Source organism: Aeromonas sp. ANP5, assembly GCF_963870295.1.
In the GTDB taxonomy this organism is placed as follows: domain Bacteria; phylum Pseudomonadota; class Gammaproteobacteria; order Enterobacterales; family Aeromonadaceae; genus Aeromonas; species Aeromonas veronii.
Genome location: NZ_CAWMRY010000015.1, coordinates 35,726 through 53,987 on the forward strand (window position 1 = coordinate 35,726; position 18,262 = coordinate 53,987).

Sequence of the window (18,262 nt, forward strand, 5' to 3'; positions counted from 1 at the left end):
TTCATCTTTCTGATGATTCTTTCTTTGGCTGAGAGGGCGAGATTGCTAGAATCGCCTATTCATCGCTCCGAGTGGAACGCTTAACCCCGTGATTTCAGGTTTATCTATGCATTCATCGGCCCATTATCGACAACTGCTGGCGCGCCTGCCCCAGATCGCCGTCGCAGCGGATCAGTTTGAAGTGCTCTACAGCGCCCAGGATTTCAAACGCCGCATTCTTGCGCTTATCGCCAGTGCCACCCGGCGCATCTATCTGGTCGCGCTCTATCTGCAGGATGACGAAGCAGGCCGGGAGATCCTCTCCGCCCTCTACGCCGCCAAGCAGCGCAATCCGGCCCTCGACATCAAGCTATTCGTCGACTTTCACCGTGCCCAGCGAGGCCTGATCGGCAAGGGCAAACAGGGCGGCAACCACCTGATGTATCAGGCCATGGCTGCCGAACACGAGCACCAGCTCGAAATCTACGGCGTGCCGGTCAAGGGGCGCGAGCTGCTCGGCGTGCTCCACCTCAAGGGCTTCATCTTCGATGATGTGGTGCTCTACTCCGGCGCCAGCCTCAACGATATCTACCTGCATCAGCAGGATCGCTACCGCTTCGATCGCTATCACCAGATCACCAGCCCGGAGCTGGCCCGCAGCATGGTCAACTACGTGGATGATCTGTTCGTGAAGAGCGATGCGGTGCAGCGACTGGATCACAACGATATCCCCAGCGCCAAGCAGCTGAAGGGGCCAATCCGCCGCTTCAAGCAGAGCCTGCGCCAGAGCCAGTACCGCTTCAGCACCATGCCGGTCAACACTCAGGAAGTGGCCGTCACCCCCATGGTGGGTCTGGGCAAGCGCAACAATCAGCTCAACCTGATGATCCGCAATCTGGTGCGCGCTACCGAGCGGGAGATCTTCATCTGCACCCCTTACTTCAACCCGCCCAAGGAGTTGAGCAAGGATATCGAGGATCTGCTGCAGCGCGGTTGCAAAGTCACCATCGTAGTGGGCGACAAGACCGCCAACGACTTCTTCATTCCGCCGGAAGAGAAGTTCTCCACCATCGGTGGCCTGCCCTATCTCTACGAGACCAACCTGCGCAAGTTTGCCGAGCGCAACCAGCGTCACATCGACGACGGTCGCCTCAACCTGATGCTCTGGTGTTGCGAGCGCAACTCCTACCATCTCAAGGGGATCTTCGTGGATGACGAGTGGGCCCTGCTCACCGGCAACAACCTCAACCCCCGCGCCTGGGCGCTGGATCTGGAGAACGGCCTGCTGGTACACGATCGTCGCCACCTGCTGCGTCCCCAGTTCAATGCGGAGCGGGAGAACATCCTGACCAACACCAAGCGGATCAGTCACTTCGATCAGGTGGAACAGATCCAGGACTACCCGGAACAGGTGCGCAAGCTGCTGGGACGGATTCATCGGGTCAAGGCCCATTTGCTGCTTAAACGCATCATCTGACCCTGGGCGCCATGCGCCCGTACCTTGCCTGTTGGCAACCACACAAAGGCCTCCCGTTTTCGGCAGGCCTTTGTTATATCCGCCGTTTCCCCCGCCTTGACGGCCCTGCCAGCAGCAACTCGGCTTGCATCGGCCCCTCAACAACCCCTATCATCTGGACATATTTACAGTGTTTTCGGGCATCTAATTGATGAAATTGGATAAAATTCCTCTCGATAGCCTCAAGGGTGTCGGCAGCAAGATGCTGGAGAAGCTCGAGCGGCTGGGGCTGGCCACGGTACAGGATCTGCTGTTCCACCTTCCCCTGCGCTACGAGGACCGCACCCAGGTGTGGCCCATCGGCGATCTGCCGCCCGGCCTGCACGGCGCCGTCGAGGGCGAAATCCAGGACACTCAGCTGGTGATGGGGCGCCGCCGCATGATGGTCTGTCGCATCAGCGATGGCACCGGCACCCTCACCCTGCGCTTCTTCAACTTCACCGCCGCCCAGAAAAACAGTCTTGCGGCGGGCCGTCTGATCCGCTGCTTTGGCGAGGTGCGCCCCGGCAAATACGGGCTGGAGATGGCCCACCCCGAGTACAAGCTGCTCGGCGAGGAGCAGGCCGGTCAGACCGAAGAGGCGCTCACCCCCGTCTACCCGACTACCGAAGGACTGCGCCAACTCACCCTGCGCAACCTCACCGATCAGGCGCTGGCCCAGCTCGACCTCTATGGCGTGGAGGAGCTGCTGCCCGCCGGACTCTATCCCCACCAGATTGAACTGGCCGCCGCCCTGAAGCTACTGCACCGTCCGCCCCCCTCGGTGGCGCTGCCGCTGCTGGAAAGCGGCCAGCATCCGGCCCAACAGCGACTGGTACTGGAGGAGCTGCTGGCTCACAACCTCTCGGTACTCAAGGTGCGCGCTCAGGCGCAAACCCAGCTGGCTCGCGCCCTCAAACCGGCGCCCGCGCTGGTTAAACAGCTGCTCGGCGCCCTGCCGTTCAAGCCCACCGGCGCCCAGAGCCGGGTAGTAGCGGAGATAAGTAAGGATCTGCAACAGAGCCACCCCATGATGCGGCTGGTGCAGGGGGATGTGGGCTCCGGCAAGACCCTGGTCGCGGCGCTGGCCGCCCTGCAGGCCATCGGCAATGGCTGTCAGGTGGGCTTGATGGCGCCGACCGAGCTGCTGGCGGAACAGCACGCCATCAACTTCGCCAAGTGGCTGGAGCCGCTCGGCATCGGAGTCGGCTGGCTGGCGGGCAAACAGAAAGGCAAGGCGCGGGAAGAGGCGCTGGCCGCCATCGCCGATGGCAGCGTCAAGATGGTGGTGGGCACCCACGCCATCTTTCAGGAGCAGGTGGTGTTCCAGCGCCTCGCCTTGGTCATCATCGATGAACAGCACAGATTCGGGGTGCATCAGCGCCTCGCCCTTCGTGAGAAAGGGGAGCGTGAAGGGGTACATCCTCATCAACTCATCATGACCGCCACCCCGATCCCCCGCACCCTGGCGATGACCGCCTATGCTGACCTCGATACCTCGGTCATCGACGAACTGCCGCCGGGCCGCACCCCCATCACCACAGTCGCGCTGCCCGACAGCCGTCGCGGCGACGTGATCGAGCGGGTCAAGCTCGCCTGCACCGAGGGCAAGCAGGCCTACTGGGTCTGCACCCTGATCGAGGAGTCGGAGGTGCTGGAGTGTCAGGCTGCCGAGGATACCGCCGCCGAGCTGCAAAACCTGCTGCCCGGCCTGCATATCGGGCTGGTACACGGCCGGATGCGCCCGGTCGAGAAACAGCGGGTGATGGAGGAGTTCAAGGCAGGCATACTGCAACTGCTGGTCGCCACCACCGTCATCGAGGTGGGGGTGGATGTGCCCAACGCCAGCCTGATGATCATCGAGAACCCGGAACGGCTCGGGCTGGCGCAGTTGCACCAGCTGCGCGGCCGGGTTGGCCGGGGTGCGGTGGCCTCTCACTGCGTGCTGCTCTATCATGCCCCCTTGTCCAAGACGGCCCAGAGCCGGCTCGGGGTGCTGCGGGAGACCAACGACGGCTTCCTCATCGCCCAGCGCGATCTGGAACTGCGCGGCCCGGGGGAACTGCTCGGCACTCGCCAGACCGGTCTGGCCGACCTCAAGATCGCCGATCTGGTGCGGGATCAGCCGCTTATTCCGCAGGTGCAAAAAATGGCGCGCTTCCTCATGGATAGGCACCCAAGCCATGTCGAACCCTTGATTCGCCGTTGGCTCGGTCTGCGAGACCACTACTCAAACGCCTGACAACCAATCCCAAAACAGGAGGAAAGCACCCATGAATTCCTGGCTACGCGGCCTGCTCTACACCTTCGCCTTCCTGCTGCTGTTTGTCTGGGTTGCCCTCGGCCTGTTCGACGCCGAGCGCGCCAAAGGCCCCATCGCCAGCTGGATCAGCCAGCAGACCGGCGTGCCGGTCACCATAGGGCGGCTGGTATTCAACCCGCTCCACCCTTACACCCTGCTGGCAGAGCAGGTACGCTACGGCGATGCAGTCTCCCTCGACAAGATCTATCTGGAGATCGATAGCATCGACTGGCTGAGCCGCGACGTGCGGATCGCCCACCTCGATCTCATTCGTCCCGCCATCAAGCTGCCACTGCCCAACCAGTTGCCGAACCTGCCGGTGCACTCCCTCACCATCAACGACAGCACTATCGATCGCCTCAGTCTGGAAAGCCCCGAGCTGACCCTGCGTGGACTCAATGCCACCCTGAGCGACTGGGAGCTGATCGATCCTAAACGGCAGCCACAGGCCAACCTGAGCCTCAATATCGGCCAGCTGGAGACTCCGCAGTTCACCTTCGCCCGTCTCAACCTGCAAGGACGGCTGGAAGGAGAAGTGCTGCGCACCGACAAGCTGGTAACCAACCTGTTTGACGGTCTGCTGGAGACCGGCATGGTGCTGGACTGGCCTGCTCGCACCCTGCAACTGCACGACCTCAAGGCGCGCGGCATGCGGGTGGAGCTGGGCGATCTGACACAGCAAGGCTTCCCGCAGCGCTTCCCGTTGCAAAGCGTGTCGCTGGATCGCGGCCAGCTGGACGGCGTCAGCCTCAACGACATCAATCAGGAGCTCTCCTTCAACAACTTCAGCGGCCAGCTCACCGCCTTCAACTGGCAGGCGGGCAACCAGCCCACCGGCTATCTGAGCGGCACCCTGGGGGACATGGGGCGCGGTCTGTTCCAGCTGGAGGAGATCAAGGGCAAGCTCGCCTTCTCGCCCCAGCAGATCGACGCCGAACTGCAGGGCAAGGCCTATGAAGGGGCGTTCAATGTCGAGCTCTCCCTCGATACCCAGCAGCAGAAGCTGACCCTGAAAGACGTGGCGCTGAGCGGCATGGATATCAGCCTGCCGCAGGGTTGGTGGCAGGATTGGCAGAGCTGGCGCCCGCAGCAGGTCGATATCCGCAAGCTGGCGTTCGACAAGCTCAAAGTGCTCTCCTTCGACGATACTCTGCCCCTGTCGCTGACCGGCTGGCAGCTCTATCTGAGCGATCTCGCCCTGCGCGATAACCAACCCGGCCCGCTGCTCGGCCGTGCTCGTATCGAGAGCAAGTGGTTCGAGCTGGTGTGGGATGGCCTCAGCGCCCGTAACGGCGAGCTGGATGGGGAGCTGACCCCCAGCTCCTGGCAACTGGGCAAACTCACCAGCTCGCTGCCGGATGAGGGCACCTTCAGCCTGAGTGGCCAGTGGGGCCGCGAACCGGGCCAGAGCAGTCGCCTGCAACTGCAGGCGACCAAGCTGGATCTGCAGCAGTGGGGCAAGATATTTCACTCCCCTGTCTCGTTCGCCGGCAAGGCGGACGTGAGCGCCGACCTGCAAGCCGAACACGGCAAAACGGCGGGCGAGTGGCGCCAGACCCTGCAAGGCAGCTTTGCCCTCGATGCCGACGAGCCGTTCTGGGACAAGGTGAAGATAGATCCACTGCTGGATGAGTGGTTCAAGGGCGCGACCCCGCCCACCCTGACGCCGGATCAGCTGTGGCAGGCGATGCAGGAGGGCGACACCCCCTTCTACCGCATCAAGCTGCAGGGCAAGATCGACAAGGGGCAACTACAAGTCGAGCAGGCTGGTGCCTCCACCATCACTCATCTGCTGGCGCTGCAAGGGGGGATCGATCTGGTCAACGAACAGTGGCAGCTCGATCTGGGGATCCTCAACGGCAACCGCTGCGCCGAGCTGCTCGGCCAGTGGCGCGGGCCGCTGACGGAACCCACACTGGCCTGGAGCTTCCCGCAGAAGCAGGACGCCTGCGGCTGGGAAGTGGGAGTACGCTATCCGCCGCAAGGCAACAGCGCCCCGCTCTGGCGACCGACTCCCGCACCGAAAGCCCAAAACCAGGCCCAAGTGCAGACCCAAGCCGGGCAGACAAGCGATAGCCAGCAAGGGTAAAAACAGACAAGGCCTCATGATGAGGCCTTGTTGTTTGATGGGGAAACGACGCGGTTACTGGCCCGGGCGGCGGGGCGGCTGCACCACGTAGTGGCCGCAGAACTCCGCCGCCAGCTTGCTGCCGCTGAACAGCTGGATCTTGAGGCTGAAGGTGGCAGGCTCACCCCGTTTGAGCGGCTGCAGCACGGCGGGCATACCCTCGCGGGCCACTCGCGCCTCCGGCTCCTCATCAACAGGGCCATGATATTTGATGGTGCTCTCGGCCAGCACCGGCTCGCCCACCAGCCCCTCCTCTTTAAGCTGCAGCCAGATCAGCCCCCAGCCCGCCAGCACGCACTGGCTGTAGACACTGCCAGCGAACATGCTGCCATGCACGTTGAAATTGGCCGCCAGATTGGCCTTGAGATGGAAGGTCTGGCCATCGTAGTGGCTGATGTGCATCCCCATCTTCTCGCTGATGGGCACCCCGCGCGACCAGCGGGTGGTGAGATCCTGACACCACTCCGGGCGATACTGGATGGTCTGCAACGGGCTCAGGGATTTGATCATCTGGCGATGGGGAATGCGGCCAAAGGAGACGGGGCCGCCCCCCACTTCGAGAAAACCGCACTTGCGATAGAACTCCACCGCCTCCTGACGGGCGTTCATCACCAGCCGTTTCACCTTCTCGCTGCGGGCCAGCTGCTCGAGATCCTCCACCATTTTGGCGCCCAGCCCCTGGCCGCGATATTCGGGGCGCAGCGCCATAAAGCGGATCTGCGCCTCGTCACCGCCGATAAAGAGGCGCCCCACCGCGATGGGGGTGCCATCGGGGGCCAGCATCAGCCGGTGAATGGCAACCGTGTCGTATTCGTCCCGCTCGGAACCGACGGGCAGATTGAAGGGTTTACGCAGAAGTTCCCAGCGCAACTGGTAGTAGGCATCCAGCTCGGCGACTGTCTGAGGGGTGACTACCCGGTACATAGTTTCATCCTTGAGTTACACTGGTCGGAAACCATCTTGCCGTGCAAATTCATGGACTTCAATCTGCAAGCGTACCAAGCCGATCACTTGTTGCACCTCAGCGTCAAACCCCAGCGCCGCCTCACGGTACAGGAAAATGACCAGCACCGCTGGCTGGAGATAGACGGCGTGGTGCAATCCGCCATGTCGCTCGCCGACCCCGCAACCCTCTGTCTGCCCCATCAACGGGTCATCGCCTGCCTGCTGCCAGAACAGGCCGGGCAGATCCTCGAACTCGGGCTGGGTGGCGGCGATCTCACCCGCCATCTGAGTCAGCGCTGGCCCGATGCCCGCCACGAGTGCGTTGACCTCGACGAAGAGGTACTGACCGTTTATCAGCAGTTTTTCCAGCATCAGGAGAGCGATGAACACGCTGCTCCGGCACTCCATCAGGCCGATGCCCTCGCCTTTTTGGAGCAGAGCGAGCAGCAGTACGACCTCATCCTGCTCGATCTCTTCAGTCAGGATGGCAACCCGCTGCTGCTGTTTCAGGAACGGCTCTACCGGGCGCTGGCTCCCCGCCTCTGCGGCACCTTGGTGATCAACCTGCTGCCGCGTACCGCACTGGAGCTAACCCACGCCCTGACACTGATCGAGCAGTGGATTGGCCCTGCTACCCCCTATCCGGTCACAGGGCTCATCAACGTGATCGTCCACGTCACACCTCGGGATCAGGCATCCTCAGACCTGTAGCCAGAAGGTAACCGGGCCGTCATTGACCAGCGCCACCTTCATGTCGGCAGCAAAACGCCCGGTTGCGGTCGGGATGCCGCTGGCGGCGGCCTTGGCCACGAAGTAGTCATAGAGCCGCTCGGCCTCGCTCGGGTGAGCACCGCAGGAGAAGCTGGGGCGCATCCCGCTCTTGGTATCGGCCGCCAGGGTAAACTGGGAGACCACCAGCAGGCTGCCGCCGATCTGACCGACATTGAGGTTCATCTTGCCATTCTCGTCACTGAATACCCGATAGCCGCTCACCTTGTGCAGCAACTTGTCGGCCTTGGCCTCGTCATCCCCCTGCTCTACCCCGAGCAGTACCAGCAGCCCCTGACCAATGGCGCCGGTCACCTCCCCCTCGACGGTCACGCTGGCCTCGCTGACCCGCTGAATCAATGCAATCACATCCCTCTCCTTTGAAAACAGAACGACCGCCCCCTCGCAGGGGCGGTCGTCGATGCTACCAATAAACCGATGGCCAAGGCGATGGCTTAGCCAAGCTCCTCACTCGCCGGTTTCTCATATTCACCGAGGCAGGCCGTGGTTTCAGCCCCCAGCAGCACCACCAGCCAGCTGAGATAGACCCAGACAAACAGGATCGGGATGGTGGCCAGCGCACCGTAGATGGCCTGATAGGAGGGGAAGTTGGTGATGTAGATGGCAAAGCCGCGCTTGGCCAACTCGAACAGGGTCGCCGCTACCAGCGCGCCGATAAAGGCGTGGATCAGCCGCACCTTGCAGTTCGGCACCACGGTATAGACCAGCAGGAAGGTGAGCACCGAGAAGAGGAACGGCAAACCGCGCAACAGCAGATAACCGATACCGAACAGGCTCTCGGCGCCAAACAGCCGCAGCGAGAAGATATAGGAGGAGATGGCGATACTGGCCCCGATAAGCACGGGCCCCAGGGTCAGGATCATCCAGTACATGGCAAAGGCCTGCGCCAGCGGGCGGCCCTGGGTCGAACGCCAGATGTAGTTGAGGTTCTTGTCGATGGCGGAGATCAGCATCAGCGCCACCACCACCAGCGCCCCTATCCCCACGGCCGTGGTGTTGGTTGCATTGGCGACGAAGCCGTCGATGTACTCCTTGAGCATGTCTCCCGCAGTCGGCACAAAGTTGTGGTAGACGAACTGCTCCATCGCCTGCTTGAGGCTCTGGAACACCGGGAAGGCGGACATCATGCCAAAGACCACGGCGATCATCGGCACCAGTGAAAGCAGGGTGACATAGGCCAGATAACCGGCGGTAACCGTCAATCTGTCCTGCTGGAAACGACCCCAGACAAACTGGGCAAAGTGGCGACCATCATGGCGCAAGAAGGAGAGGGCGTGGGCCAAACGGCCGCTGACAGGCTGCTGCATCTTGATTCTCGTTAGCGTCATAGTGGCAATATTGTGTCAGAGGAGAGCGCTGTTTGACCACCTTTGCACCCGATTTGCCTCCATCTGCCCCAACCTGTTACCCGGCTGGCGTCTCTGGCTGTCGCCAGAAGCAGAAATAAAAACGGCCCAGATAAAGGGGCCGTTTGCAATGCCGGATTACAGCATGTAGTCCGCGGGCAGCTCGATGCGGGCGACGCCGGAGGCAACCGCCGCCAGCGCCACGGCGCGGGCTACGCGCGGCAGCAGACGGGCATCCATCGGCTTGGGAATAACGTAATCCTTGCCGAAGGCGAGCTCGCTCACCCCGGCGGCGGTCAGCACCTCGGCTGGCACCGGCTCCTTGGCCAGCGCGCGGATCGCCTCGACCGCAGCAATCTTCATGGCATCGTTGATGCGGCTGGCACGGGCGTCGAGCGCACCGCGGAAGATGAAGGGGAAGCAGAGCACGTTGTTGATCTGGTTCGGGTAGTCGGAGCGGCCGGTACCCATGATGAGGTCGCTACGCACCCCGTGGGCCAGCGCAGGCTTGATCTCCGGATCCGGGTTGGAGCAGGCGAAGATCACCGGGTTGGGCGCCATCAGGGCGACCGCTTCGGCGGGCAACACATCTGGGCCGGAAACACCGACAAACACATCAGCCCCTTCGATGACATCCATTAGGGTGCGCAGCGAGGTCTCGTTGGCAAAACGCTGCTTGTACTTGTTGAGATCGCTGCGGCCGGTGTGAATCACTCCCTGACGATCCAGCATGAAGATGTTGTGCGCCCTGGCGCCACACTTGATCAGCAGATCCATACAGGCGGTGGCGGCAGCCCCCGCCCCCATGCAGACGATGCGGCTGTCACTGATCTGCTTGCCTTGCACTTCCAGCGCGTTGAGCAGACCGGCGGCGGTGACGATAGCGGTACCGTGCTGGTCATCGTGGAACACCGGAATGTCGCAGCGCGCGATCAGCGCCTCTTCAATCTCGAAACACTCCGGCGCCTTGATATCTTCCAGATTGATGCCACCGAAGGTATCGGCGATGGCCGCCACCGTGTCGATAAACTGCTGGCTGGTCTCGTGCTTCACCTCGATGTCGATGGCGTCGATGCCGGCAAAGCGCTTGAACAGCAGGGCCTTGCCCTCCATCACCGGCTTGGAGGCCAGCGGCCCCAGATTGCCCAGCCCCAGAATGGCGGTGCCGTTGGAGATGACGGCCACCAGATTGCCCTTGCCGGTATAGCGGTAGGCATCGGCCGGGTTGGCGGCGATCTCGCGCACCGGCTCGGCAACACCCGGGCTGTAAGCCAGCGCCAGATCACGGGCGGTTTCGGCAGGCTTGGTCAGGGCGATGGCAATTTTGCCCGGTACGGGCAGGGCGTGGTAATCGAGTGCTTCTTGACGCAGATCGGACATGGGGGACCCCGATGTGGTTGGTGCAAATGAGGTGCCGACAGGGGGCACGCAGAAGGGCGGGGATCATAAAAGAAAGCAGGGGGCATTCCCAGCAGATCATGCTACCGTCAGCCAGATCAGACCAGTTATTTCAGCACCTTACCCCACCCACACCTACCACTTTAGTTATAGATCCTGCTGCATGGGGTAAAAATGGCGCAAAAAGGGCGGCAAGTTGGCCTTGCCGCCCTTTCTGTCAGTGCTGTAGACCTGACTCAGTTGCCCAGATAGACCGGCAACAGATTTGCCATCGACAGGAAGTGGAACAGCGCGGTCGCCAAACCGAACAGGATCAGCAACCAGGCCATCAGCTTGCCGCCGGGGGTAACGAAATGGGGGGTGACTTCGCCCCGCTCGGCCCGCGCCCGGGTGCGCAGCACCAACAGTGCCGGGATGATGCAGGTCCAGATGGTGGCGGCGGCACCGGCATAGCCGATGGCCAGCAGGAAGCCGAACGGGAAGAGCAGGGAGAGCACCAGCGGCGGCAGGAAGGTGACCGCCCAGGTCTTGCTGCGACCAGCGCGGCTGTTGTCGAACTTGAACAGATCAGCCAGATAGTCGAACACCCCGAGCCCCACCCCGATAAAGGAGGAGAGGATCGCCGCCATAGAGAAGCCGTTGATTGCGCTGGCCACCTTCTCCGATTCGATCACCCCTGAAAGCGCGGAGAGCAGCACACTCACGTCACCCCCCTTGGCAATCACGGGGGCAAAATCCTGACGGGGCAGGTTGCCGAAAATCCCCAGCAGCCAGAGCACGTAGAGCGCCAGCGCGATCAGGGTTCCCCCCAGAATGGCCCATCTGGCCTGCTGCTCGTTCTGGTAGTAGGCACGCAGGGAGGCAACCGAGTGGTGATAGCCGAACGAGGTGAGCGCCACTGGCAGCATCGCCATGGCATAGGGGGCGTAGCGACTCTCGCTGCCCGCCAGATCGAGCAGGGTCGGCAGCTTGATACTGCCGAGCAGCCCGGCCACACCGAGGGCGAAACTGAGGATCATGAAGGCGATCAGCACCACAGAGATGCGGTCAACGGCGCGGGTCGAGTGCCACACCACCGCAGAGAAGAGTGCCACAAACAGCACGGATGCAAGCTTGCTGTCGATCCCCAGTATCCCCTGCAGGATGGCACCGGAGGAGGTGATATAGGCGTAGAGCAGAATGCCGCCAACAAAGTAGACCGAGAGGTTGTTGAGGAGATTGAGCTTCTCCCCCAGCAGCTCGCGAGTTACGGTATTGAAGGAGACGCGCATGTCGTGGTGCTGGAAGGATTCCAGCAGCATCCAGCCGGAGAGGGTCATCATCACCATGGTGACGGTCAGCGCCAGCACCGACCAGAGGGTCCAGGCCCCCGCCCCCGAACTCGGCAGACCGAGCATGCCAGCTCCCACGCAGACGCTGGCAATGATGCAGGCGCCCCCCAAAATTGACGGTTTTTTCTTCATAATCCCTTCTTTTTCTGACTGATTATCTATCCGCGGTAAACAAGACCGCGGCATGATGCCAGCCTTTGCCATGAGACGCCTACCACTATCTGCCATAACCGGGCATGGCCGCCGCATAAAAAGTGCCCCGAACGGGGCACTCTATCAGCGGGAATGATGTGAAGAGGGTTAATCCATCACCGGGATACCTGCCCTCGCTTCGGCCTGACGGGCGATGGCCTCGGTCATGCCCTGAAAGATAAAGAGGTGGAACGGCAGCATGGCGAGCCAGTAGGCCAGCCCCCAGGCGCCCTGCGGGTGCCAATGAGCGGTGACCCGGATGCGGGTCAACCCGGACTCCTCCGGCAGGATGTTGAACTCCAGCCGCCCGACGCCCGGAGCCTTCATGTTGAACAAGAGATCGAGCCTGCGCCCCTCATCCACCCCGAGGATCTGCCAGGAGTCGAGCATGTCACCCTTCACGAAGCGATCCGGATTGGTGCGGCCACGGGTGCGGGCCGGGCCGCCGATCAGGTGATCCATCCATTCGCGCACCACCCACAGCTCGTTCATGTAGAAGTAGCGCTGCTCACCCCCCAGTTGCTGCAACACCTGCCACACCACCTCGGGAGAGGCGAGGCAGATGGCCTCGCCGCTGGCAGTACGGTCGTAGAAGCCATATTCGGGATGGCGCCAGCGCAGGCCGAGCGGCGTCTCCTGCCCCTGCTGTTCGGCACCCAGCTTCTGCTCCAGCGCCAGACTCTCCGCCAGCGCCTCGTCGAAGCTGAGCAGGGTCTGCGGCAGCAAGGCGCGCAGCGGGCCGTCATCGGCCGGGATATCGTGCTTGAGACCGCCCACCAGCGCCTTGGCCACCGGCTGCGGTACAGAGGTGACAAACTGCAGCCACCAGGCGGAGAGGCGCGGACTCAGAAACGGAATGGGAATGATGGGACAGCGCTTGCCGATATGAGCGGCGAACTTCTGCAACTGCTGTTGATAGCTGAGCAGCTCGGGGCCGACCGCATTGAAGATGCGGCCATCCACCTCGTCGGCTTCCACCAGCCCACCCAGATAGTGCAGCAGGTTGGACAGCGCAATCGGCGGCGTGCGCGAGCGCACCCATTTGGGCGTCACCATCATCGGCAGGTTGAACACCAGATCCCGCATCACCTCGAACGCCGCCGAACCGGGCCCGATGATGATGCCGGCGCGCAGTTCCACCGTCGGCACGCCGGAGTCACGAAACAACTCGCCACAATGGCGGCGGGAGTTGAGATGGCGGCTGTTGCACTGCTCCGGCTGGATCGCCCCGAGATAGATGATGCGGCGCACCCCGGCAGCACGAGCGGCGGCAGCGAAGTTCTTTACCCCCTGCTGCTCCAGCCGGTGAAAATCAGCCCCCGCCCCCATGGCATGCACCAGATAGAAGACGGTATCTATGCCCGCCAGCGCAGGCAGCAAGGTGATCGGCTTGAGGCTGTCGGCGAGGCGAAACTCCACCCCCTCAGGCAAGCGGCAGGGACGGCGCGCCCCGGCAATCACCCTATAGCCGAGGGTTTGCAGGTGAGGCACCAGATAGGAACCGATATATCCTGCCGCTCCCATCACCAGACAGTTACGCATGAGTGCAGCCCTCAACATCATTGATGCAAGGGGCGCCAGACAGGAATCCACCATAGCCCGCCTCGCCCATCACCAGACAATTTCCCATGTAATTCTCCCTATCCTCACCGATGCCGCTTGTCAGCCAGAGTGCGCCGCGTTACCTGAAAATGTTCAACTACAGCGCCACCATCCAGTCTCTTGCCATCCTGCCACGCCACCACCTTGCAACCTAGTACTAACCACCTCTCTGATTAGTCCGATTTGGTGTTAAGCCCTGCTCATTCGCTGGTCGATAACTGACCAGATGTATAGCGCCGAGGGCGAACGTATGCGCATCGATCACTACGACCTCCAGGGGGAGGTGCAATACCGGCAACAACAGGCCCAGAGCCGCAAGGTGCGCAACCTCGGGCCCGTGCCACCCGCCGTCAATCCACCGGAGGGCAACAACACGGCTGCGGCCGGCGAACGCAGCAGCACCCTGACCCTCACCAGCGCCCTGACGCTGCAAACCGCAAGGCAATCCGCCGCCAGTCAGCAAGCAGCAACACCGCCCTCCCCGCCCGCAGGGGAAGTCGGCAAAGAGCAGGATGGTATTCCCGACGATGGACTGGATAACCGCCAGCGGCTGATCAAGCTGATGATTGAGGCGATGCTGGGCCACGAAATCGAGCTGCCCAAGCCGATCAACCCCTCCGAAGAGGGAGGCGAAGGGGTGACCCAAGGAGATGCCGCTGCTCAAGCCGCCGAGCCGGATCAACTGGTGGAGGTGACTGACACCCTGCTGCAACAGGAGCAGCTCAACGTGGTGGCGTCAGCCAGCGTAGCGACTCGGGATGGTCAGACTATTCAGCTCGATCTCGGCTTTGTGCTCGACTGGCGTCAGCTGGAGGTGAGCCAGCGGCGCACCACCCTCAATGCCCTGAAAGACCCGCTGGTGCTCAGTCTGGATGGCAAGATTGCCGATCTGACCGAGGCACGGGTCAACTTCGATATCGATCAGGATGGCAAAGAGGATAGCCTACCGGGCTTGAGTGAAGGCAGCGGCTTTGTGGCGCTGGATCGCAATGGCAACGGCACCATAGACGATGGCGGCGAGCTGTTTGGTGCCCGCTCCGGCAATGGCTTCGGCGAGCTGGCAACCCTGGATGAGGATGGCAACGGGGTGCTGGATGAGGGGGATAGCCAGTTTTCAGCCCTGCAGTTCTGGCATCCCGAGCACGCCCCTATCGCTCTAGTGGAGCTGGGGATCGGCGCCATCCTGCTACGCCCCCTCGACACCCCCTTCAACCATCTGGGGGAGAGCGGCAATCAGGGGGTGCTGCGCCAATCCGGCCTCTATCTCACCGAACAAGGTAAGGGAGGCTGGGTGCAGCAGATCGATCTGCGGGTCTGAACCCCGCACCCGCATGGCAAACCCGGTCGCTGACGAGAGCTGCCAGCGACCGGCTCCGGCACCATCAACTCAGCTCGGTGGGGTCGATATCCAGACTCCAGCGCACCCTTTTGGTCTCAGGCCAGCCTTCCAGCTCCTTTACCGCCCAGTCCAGCAGTTGGGCAAGCGGTGCCCGGTTCGGCCCCTGCACCAGCAACTGCATGCGAAACTTGCCCGCCTTGCGCTCCATAAAACCGCTGATGGGCCCCAGCACCTGAACATGGGGATAGCGGGCACTACGCAAGGTATCGGCGAGACGGGCGAGGAACAGCTGCACCTCGTCACGACCGTTGGCCTCGGCCCGAAACAGCCCCTGATAGCTGAAGGGCGGCAGCCCCAGCAGGCGGCGCTCTTTCAGCGCCGTATCGGCGAAGTGGCCGTAACCGTTCTGGGTCAAATCCTGCAGCAGGGCATGTTCCGGATGGTGGCTCTGCAGCACTACCAACCCGGGTTTGCTGGCGCGACCGGCGCGGCCCGCCACCTGGGTGTAAAGCTGGGCCAGCTTCTCGGCGGCGCGAAAATCGGCGCTGAACAGGGCACCATCCACATCCAGCAGACCCACCAGAGTCACATCCGGAAAGTGGTGGCCCTTGGCGAGCATCTGGGTGCCGATGAGGATCTTGTACTTGCCCGCCTTGATGTCGCCGAGATGGGTCTCCAGCTCCCCCTTGCGGCGGGTGTTGTCCCGATCGATGCGCACTACCGGATATTGCGGGAACACAGTGGTAAGCAGCTGTTCCAACTGCTCGGTGCCCACTCCCGATCCAATAAGCTCGTTGCTGCCACACTCGGGGCAGTGGTGGGGCAAGGGACGCACGCTGTCGCAGTGGTGGCAATGCAGCCGCCGCCCGGCATGATGCCAGGTGTACCAGGCGTCACAGCGCTCGCAGGCGGCGCTCCAGCCACACTGGTGACAGATCAGAGCCGGGGCATAGCCACGGCGGTTGAGAAACAGCATCACCTGATTGCCCGCCGCCAGATGCTCTGCCATCAGCTGCTCCAGCTGGGGAGAGAGCCCAGCCTGCAGCCGCACGTTCTTGATATCCAGAATCACCTGCCGGGCGGTCTGGGCATTGCCGGCACGGCGGGTCAGGGCGAGGTGGTGATACTTGCCGGTGCGGGCGTTGTGCAGCGTCTCCAGCGATGGGGTGGCCGAGCCAAGCAGGATGGGGATACCGGCACGATGAGCCCGCATCACCGCCAGATCCCGCGCGTGGTAGCGAAAACCGTCCTGCTGCTTGAAAGAGCCGTCGTGCTCTTCGTCGATGATGATGATGCCGAGGTTGTGAAACGGGGTGAACACCGCGGAGCGGGTGCCGATCAGGATGGCGGCGCCGCCGTCGCGGCAGGCGAGCCAGGCGTCGAGCCGTTCCCGATCGTTCATGGCGGAGTTCATCGCTACCACCGGCACGTTGAAGCGGCGGCGGAAGCGGTTGATGGTCTGCGGGGTGAGACCGATCTCCGGCACCATCACCAGCGCCTGCTTGCCCGCCTTGAGCAACGGCTCGAGGATGCTTAAATACACCTCGGTTTTGCCGGAACCTGTGATGCCATCCAGCAGAAAGGCGCCGAACTTGTCGCTCTGGCTGGTAACGGCAGAGACGGCCAACGCCTGTTCGCCATTGAGGCGCAGCCCCTCCCCCGGCTCGAAGCGGGCAGCCCAATCGCCATCATGGCTCGGCTCCAGCGAACGCTTCTCCAGCAGCCCCTTCTTCTCCAGCGCGGTGAGAGCTGCGCTCTGGATCTCCTCCTGCTTGAGAGCGGAGGGGGTCTGCGGCCCCTTGCGCAGCAAGGCGAGCGCTTGCTGCTGCTTGGCCGCCCGCTTGAGCTCGTTAAGGTCGATGGCCCTGCCAGCCTCGGTGGCAAACCAGAACTCCAGTTCACGATAGGCGGCTGGCTCCCCCTTGCGCACCAGCACCGGCAGGGCGTGGGGCAGCACCTCCCCCAGCGGATGCTGGTAGTAGCTGGCGCTCCAGTTCATCAGCGCCAGAATATCCGGCCCCAGCACCGGCGTCGCATCGAGTACGCGCTTGATGGGCTTGAGCTTGTTGCGGGGCACCTGGCTGTCGGCCGGATGATCCACCACCAGCCCGACCAGGGTCTGGGGACCGAAAGGGATCTCGACCCGGCAACCGGGGGCAGGTAACGGCAGGGGAGAGAGATAGTCGAAGTGACGGCGTAACGGTACCGGGACAGCGACACGAACCAGATCCAGCGTTTGGGAAGAATTCACCAGGGGTTGCCTATTTTTTCTGCGAAGCCACTTGCCTGATCTCAGGCATTTCCTATATTATTCGCAGCCTTTGAAACTGTGTTCAACAATCGTGTGGTGTCCGACAAGAGATCGGATGGCGACACGGCCTATTAATTGAGGTTGTCCATGAAAGCTGGTATCCATCCTGACTACGTAGCCATCACCGCCAAGTGCTCTTGCGGTAACGTCATCAACACTTTCTCTACCATCGGTAAAGATCTGAACCTGGACGTGTGCTCCGAGTGCCACCCGTTCTACACCGGCAAGCAGAAAGAAGTTTCTAGCGGCGGCCGCGTAGACAAGTTCAACAAGCGTTTCGGTGCGATGACCACCAAGAAGTAATTTTACTTCTGAAGAATTCTGAAAAAGGCGCCCAATGGGCGCCTTTTTTACGATCCCTGTTTTTCATCCTTCATGTTCCCGCAGCCAGACGCACTCTCCCCTACTGGCCAAACCCTTTGGAACGACGCAAATAGACATACCCCTCACCCGGGCTACCCCAGCGCGGGCTCCCTGCGTTGTCATAGGCGCGATCCAGCAATCTGACGCTGTCGGGGCCAATCCAGATATGCTGCACCAGCGTCGTGGCTCCACCAAAATCGGTGGAGCAGTGGCCCACCCGGGTGTGACCGGCATATTCGCCGGAGGGAGTGCGTGTCAGCCAGATCTCGCATCCGTGGCGCAAGGAGAGCTGCTGCGGGGTCAGACTGTCGAGCAGGGCGGGATCATGCCAGGCACCGGCAAAATCGGTGGCTCGGGGCATGGTCAGCTCTGCCATCAGGATCCGCCCGTCAGGGGCGGGTGAGAAGCGATAAATACGCTGGCGAAAGGGGCGGATGGAGCGCATGCTCAGATACTGCTCGGCATAGACCCAGCGATAGCCCTGATAGCCGGGCCAGATCTCCATCAGGCGCAGCTCGGCACTGGTAAAGCGGCTGTCGTAACTGGCCTGCTCCCGGCTCGTAAAGGCCCCGTTGAACCAGCTGAGTAGCGGCTCCATACCGGGCTTGAGTGGGGTAGCCTGAGGCGCCGAACCTGCCAACACCAGACAGGAACAGAGCAGCCCGAATACGGCCACCAGCAACTTTGCCATCGAATCCTTCCGAATCATCATAGTGGCGGCGATTATATGAGCGAATTTCCC

At 62.2% G+C, this 18,262-nt stretch carries 14 protein-coding genes; 6 read left to right on the plus strand and 8 right to left on the minus strand.

Going from position 1 to position 18,262, the window contains the following annotated elements:
* Positions 1–106: 106 nt before the first annotated feature.
* From pssA to AACT07_RS10525, 3 genes are all read left to right on the plus strand, one after another.
* Positions 107–1,456 carry a CDP-diacylglycerol--serine O-phosphatidyltransferase gene (pssA, locus tag AACT07_RS10515; protein ID WP_069527619.1) on the plus strand — a complete coding sequence of 450 codons (1,350 nt, stop codon included), beginning with the start codon at positions 107–109 and terminating at the stop codon, positions 1,454–1,456.
* A gap of 190 nt (positions 1,457–1,646) precedes the next feature.
* Positions 1,647–3,716, plus strand: a complete 2,070-nt coding sequence (gene recG, locus AACT07_RS10520; RefSeq protein WP_069527620.1) for an ATP-dependent DNA helicase RecG — start codon at positions 1,647–1,649, stop codon at positions 3,714–3,716.
* A 31-nt stretch (positions 3,717–3,747) separates the two neighbouring features.
* Positions 3,748–5,865 (plus strand): AsmA family protein, encoded by a 2,118-nt coding sequence (locus tag AACT07_RS10525; protein WP_069527622.1) that lies wholly within the window; start codon positions 3,748–3,750, stop codon positions 5,863–5,865.
* A 54-nt stretch (positions 5,866–5,919) separates the two neighbouring features.
* Here AACT07_RS10525 and AACT07_RS10530 read toward each other — a convergent pair whose 3' ends face one another.
* The gene (locus AACT07_RS10530; RefSeq protein WP_069527624.1) at positions 5,920–6,828 is read right to left on the minus strand and encodes a bifunctional GNAT family N-acetyltransferase/hotdog fold thioesterase; all 909 of its coding nucleotides are present in this window, start codon (positions 6,826–6,828) and stop codon (positions 5,920–5,922) included.
* A gap of 51 nt (positions 6,829–6,879) precedes the next feature.
* On the opposite strand from AACT07_RS10530, the gene AACT07_RS10535 reads away from it, so the two are divergent.
* A complete protein-coding gene (locus AACT07_RS10535) occupies positions 6,880–7,560 on the plus strand; it encodes a spermidine synthase (RefSeq protein ID WP_005342648.1) in 681 nt (226 codons plus the stop codon).
* Here the strand turns inward: AACT07_RS10535 and dtd are convergent.
* From dtd to AACT07_RS10560, 5 genes are all read right to left on the minus strand, one after another.
* Positions 7,549–7,986, minus strand: a complete 438-nt coding sequence (gene dtd, locus AACT07_RS10540; protein WP_005342646.1) for a D-aminoacyl-tRNA deacylase — start codon at positions 7,984–7,986, stop codon at positions 7,549–7,551. The genes AACT07_RS10535 and dtd overlap by 12 nt on opposite strands.
* 86 nt (positions 7,987–8,072) lie before the next feature.
* Complete coding sequence (locus AACT07_RS10545) at positions 8,073–8,945, minus strand: virulence factor BrkB family protein (protein WP_005340664.1); 873 nt, start codon at positions 8,943–8,945, stop codon at positions 8,073–8,075.
* A gap of 177 nt (positions 8,946–9,122) precedes the next feature.
* Positions 9,123–10,364 (minus strand): malic enzyme-like NAD(P)-binding protein, encoded by a 1,242-nt coding sequence (locus tag AACT07_RS10550; RefSeq protein ID WP_069527625.1) that lies wholly within the window; start codon positions 10,362–10,364, stop codon positions 9,123–9,125.
* Positions 10,365–10,618: 254 nt separating this feature from the next.
* On the minus strand, positions 10,619–11,845 hold the full coding sequence (locus AACT07_RS10555; protein WP_069527627.1) for an aromatic amino acid transporter: 1,227 nt from the start codon (positions 11,843–11,845) through the stop codon (positions 10,619–10,621).
* Positions 11,846–12,013: 168 nt separating this feature from the next.
* Positions 12,014–13,447, minus strand: a complete 1,434-nt coding sequence (locus AACT07_RS10560) for a DUF2867 domain-containing protein (protein WP_069527629.1) — start codon at positions 13,445–13,447, stop codon at positions 12,014–12,016.
* Positions 13,448–13,733: 286 nt separating this feature from the next.
* Here AACT07_RS10560 and AACT07_RS10565 point away from each other — a divergent pair, with 286 nt between their 5' ends.
* Positions 13,734–14,825: a hypothetical protein gene (locus tag AACT07_RS10565; RefSeq protein ID WP_069527630.1), complete on the plus strand. Its 1,092-nt coding sequence runs from the start codon at positions 13,734–13,736 to the stop codon at positions 14,823–14,825.
* Between the two features lie 64 nt (positions 14,826–14,889).
* On the opposite strand, the gene priA is transcribed toward AACT07_RS10565, so the two are convergent.
* Positions 14,890–17,097, minus strand: coding sequence for a primosomal protein N' (gene priA, locus AACT07_RS10570; RefSeq protein WP_069527632.1), 2,208 nt, complete (start codon positions 17,095–17,097; stop codon positions 14,890–14,892).
* A gap of 147 nt (positions 17,098–17,244) precedes the next feature.
* Here priA and rpmE point away from each other — a divergent pair, with 147 nt between their 5' ends.
* A complete protein-coding gene (gene rpmE, locus AACT07_RS10575; RefSeq protein WP_005340673.1) occupies positions 17,245–17,460 on the plus strand; it encodes a 50S ribosomal protein L31 in 216 nt (71 codons plus the stop codon).
* Positions 17,461–17,560: 100 nt separating this feature from the next.
* Here rpmE and AACT07_RS10580 read toward each other — a convergent pair whose 3' ends face one another.
* On the minus strand, positions 17,561–18,211 hold the full coding sequence (locus tag AACT07_RS10580; protein WP_069527634.1) for a chromophore lyase CpcT/CpeT: 651 nt from the start codon (positions 18,209–18,211) through the stop codon (positions 17,561–17,563).
* Positions 18,212–18,262 lie beyond the last annotated feature (51 nt).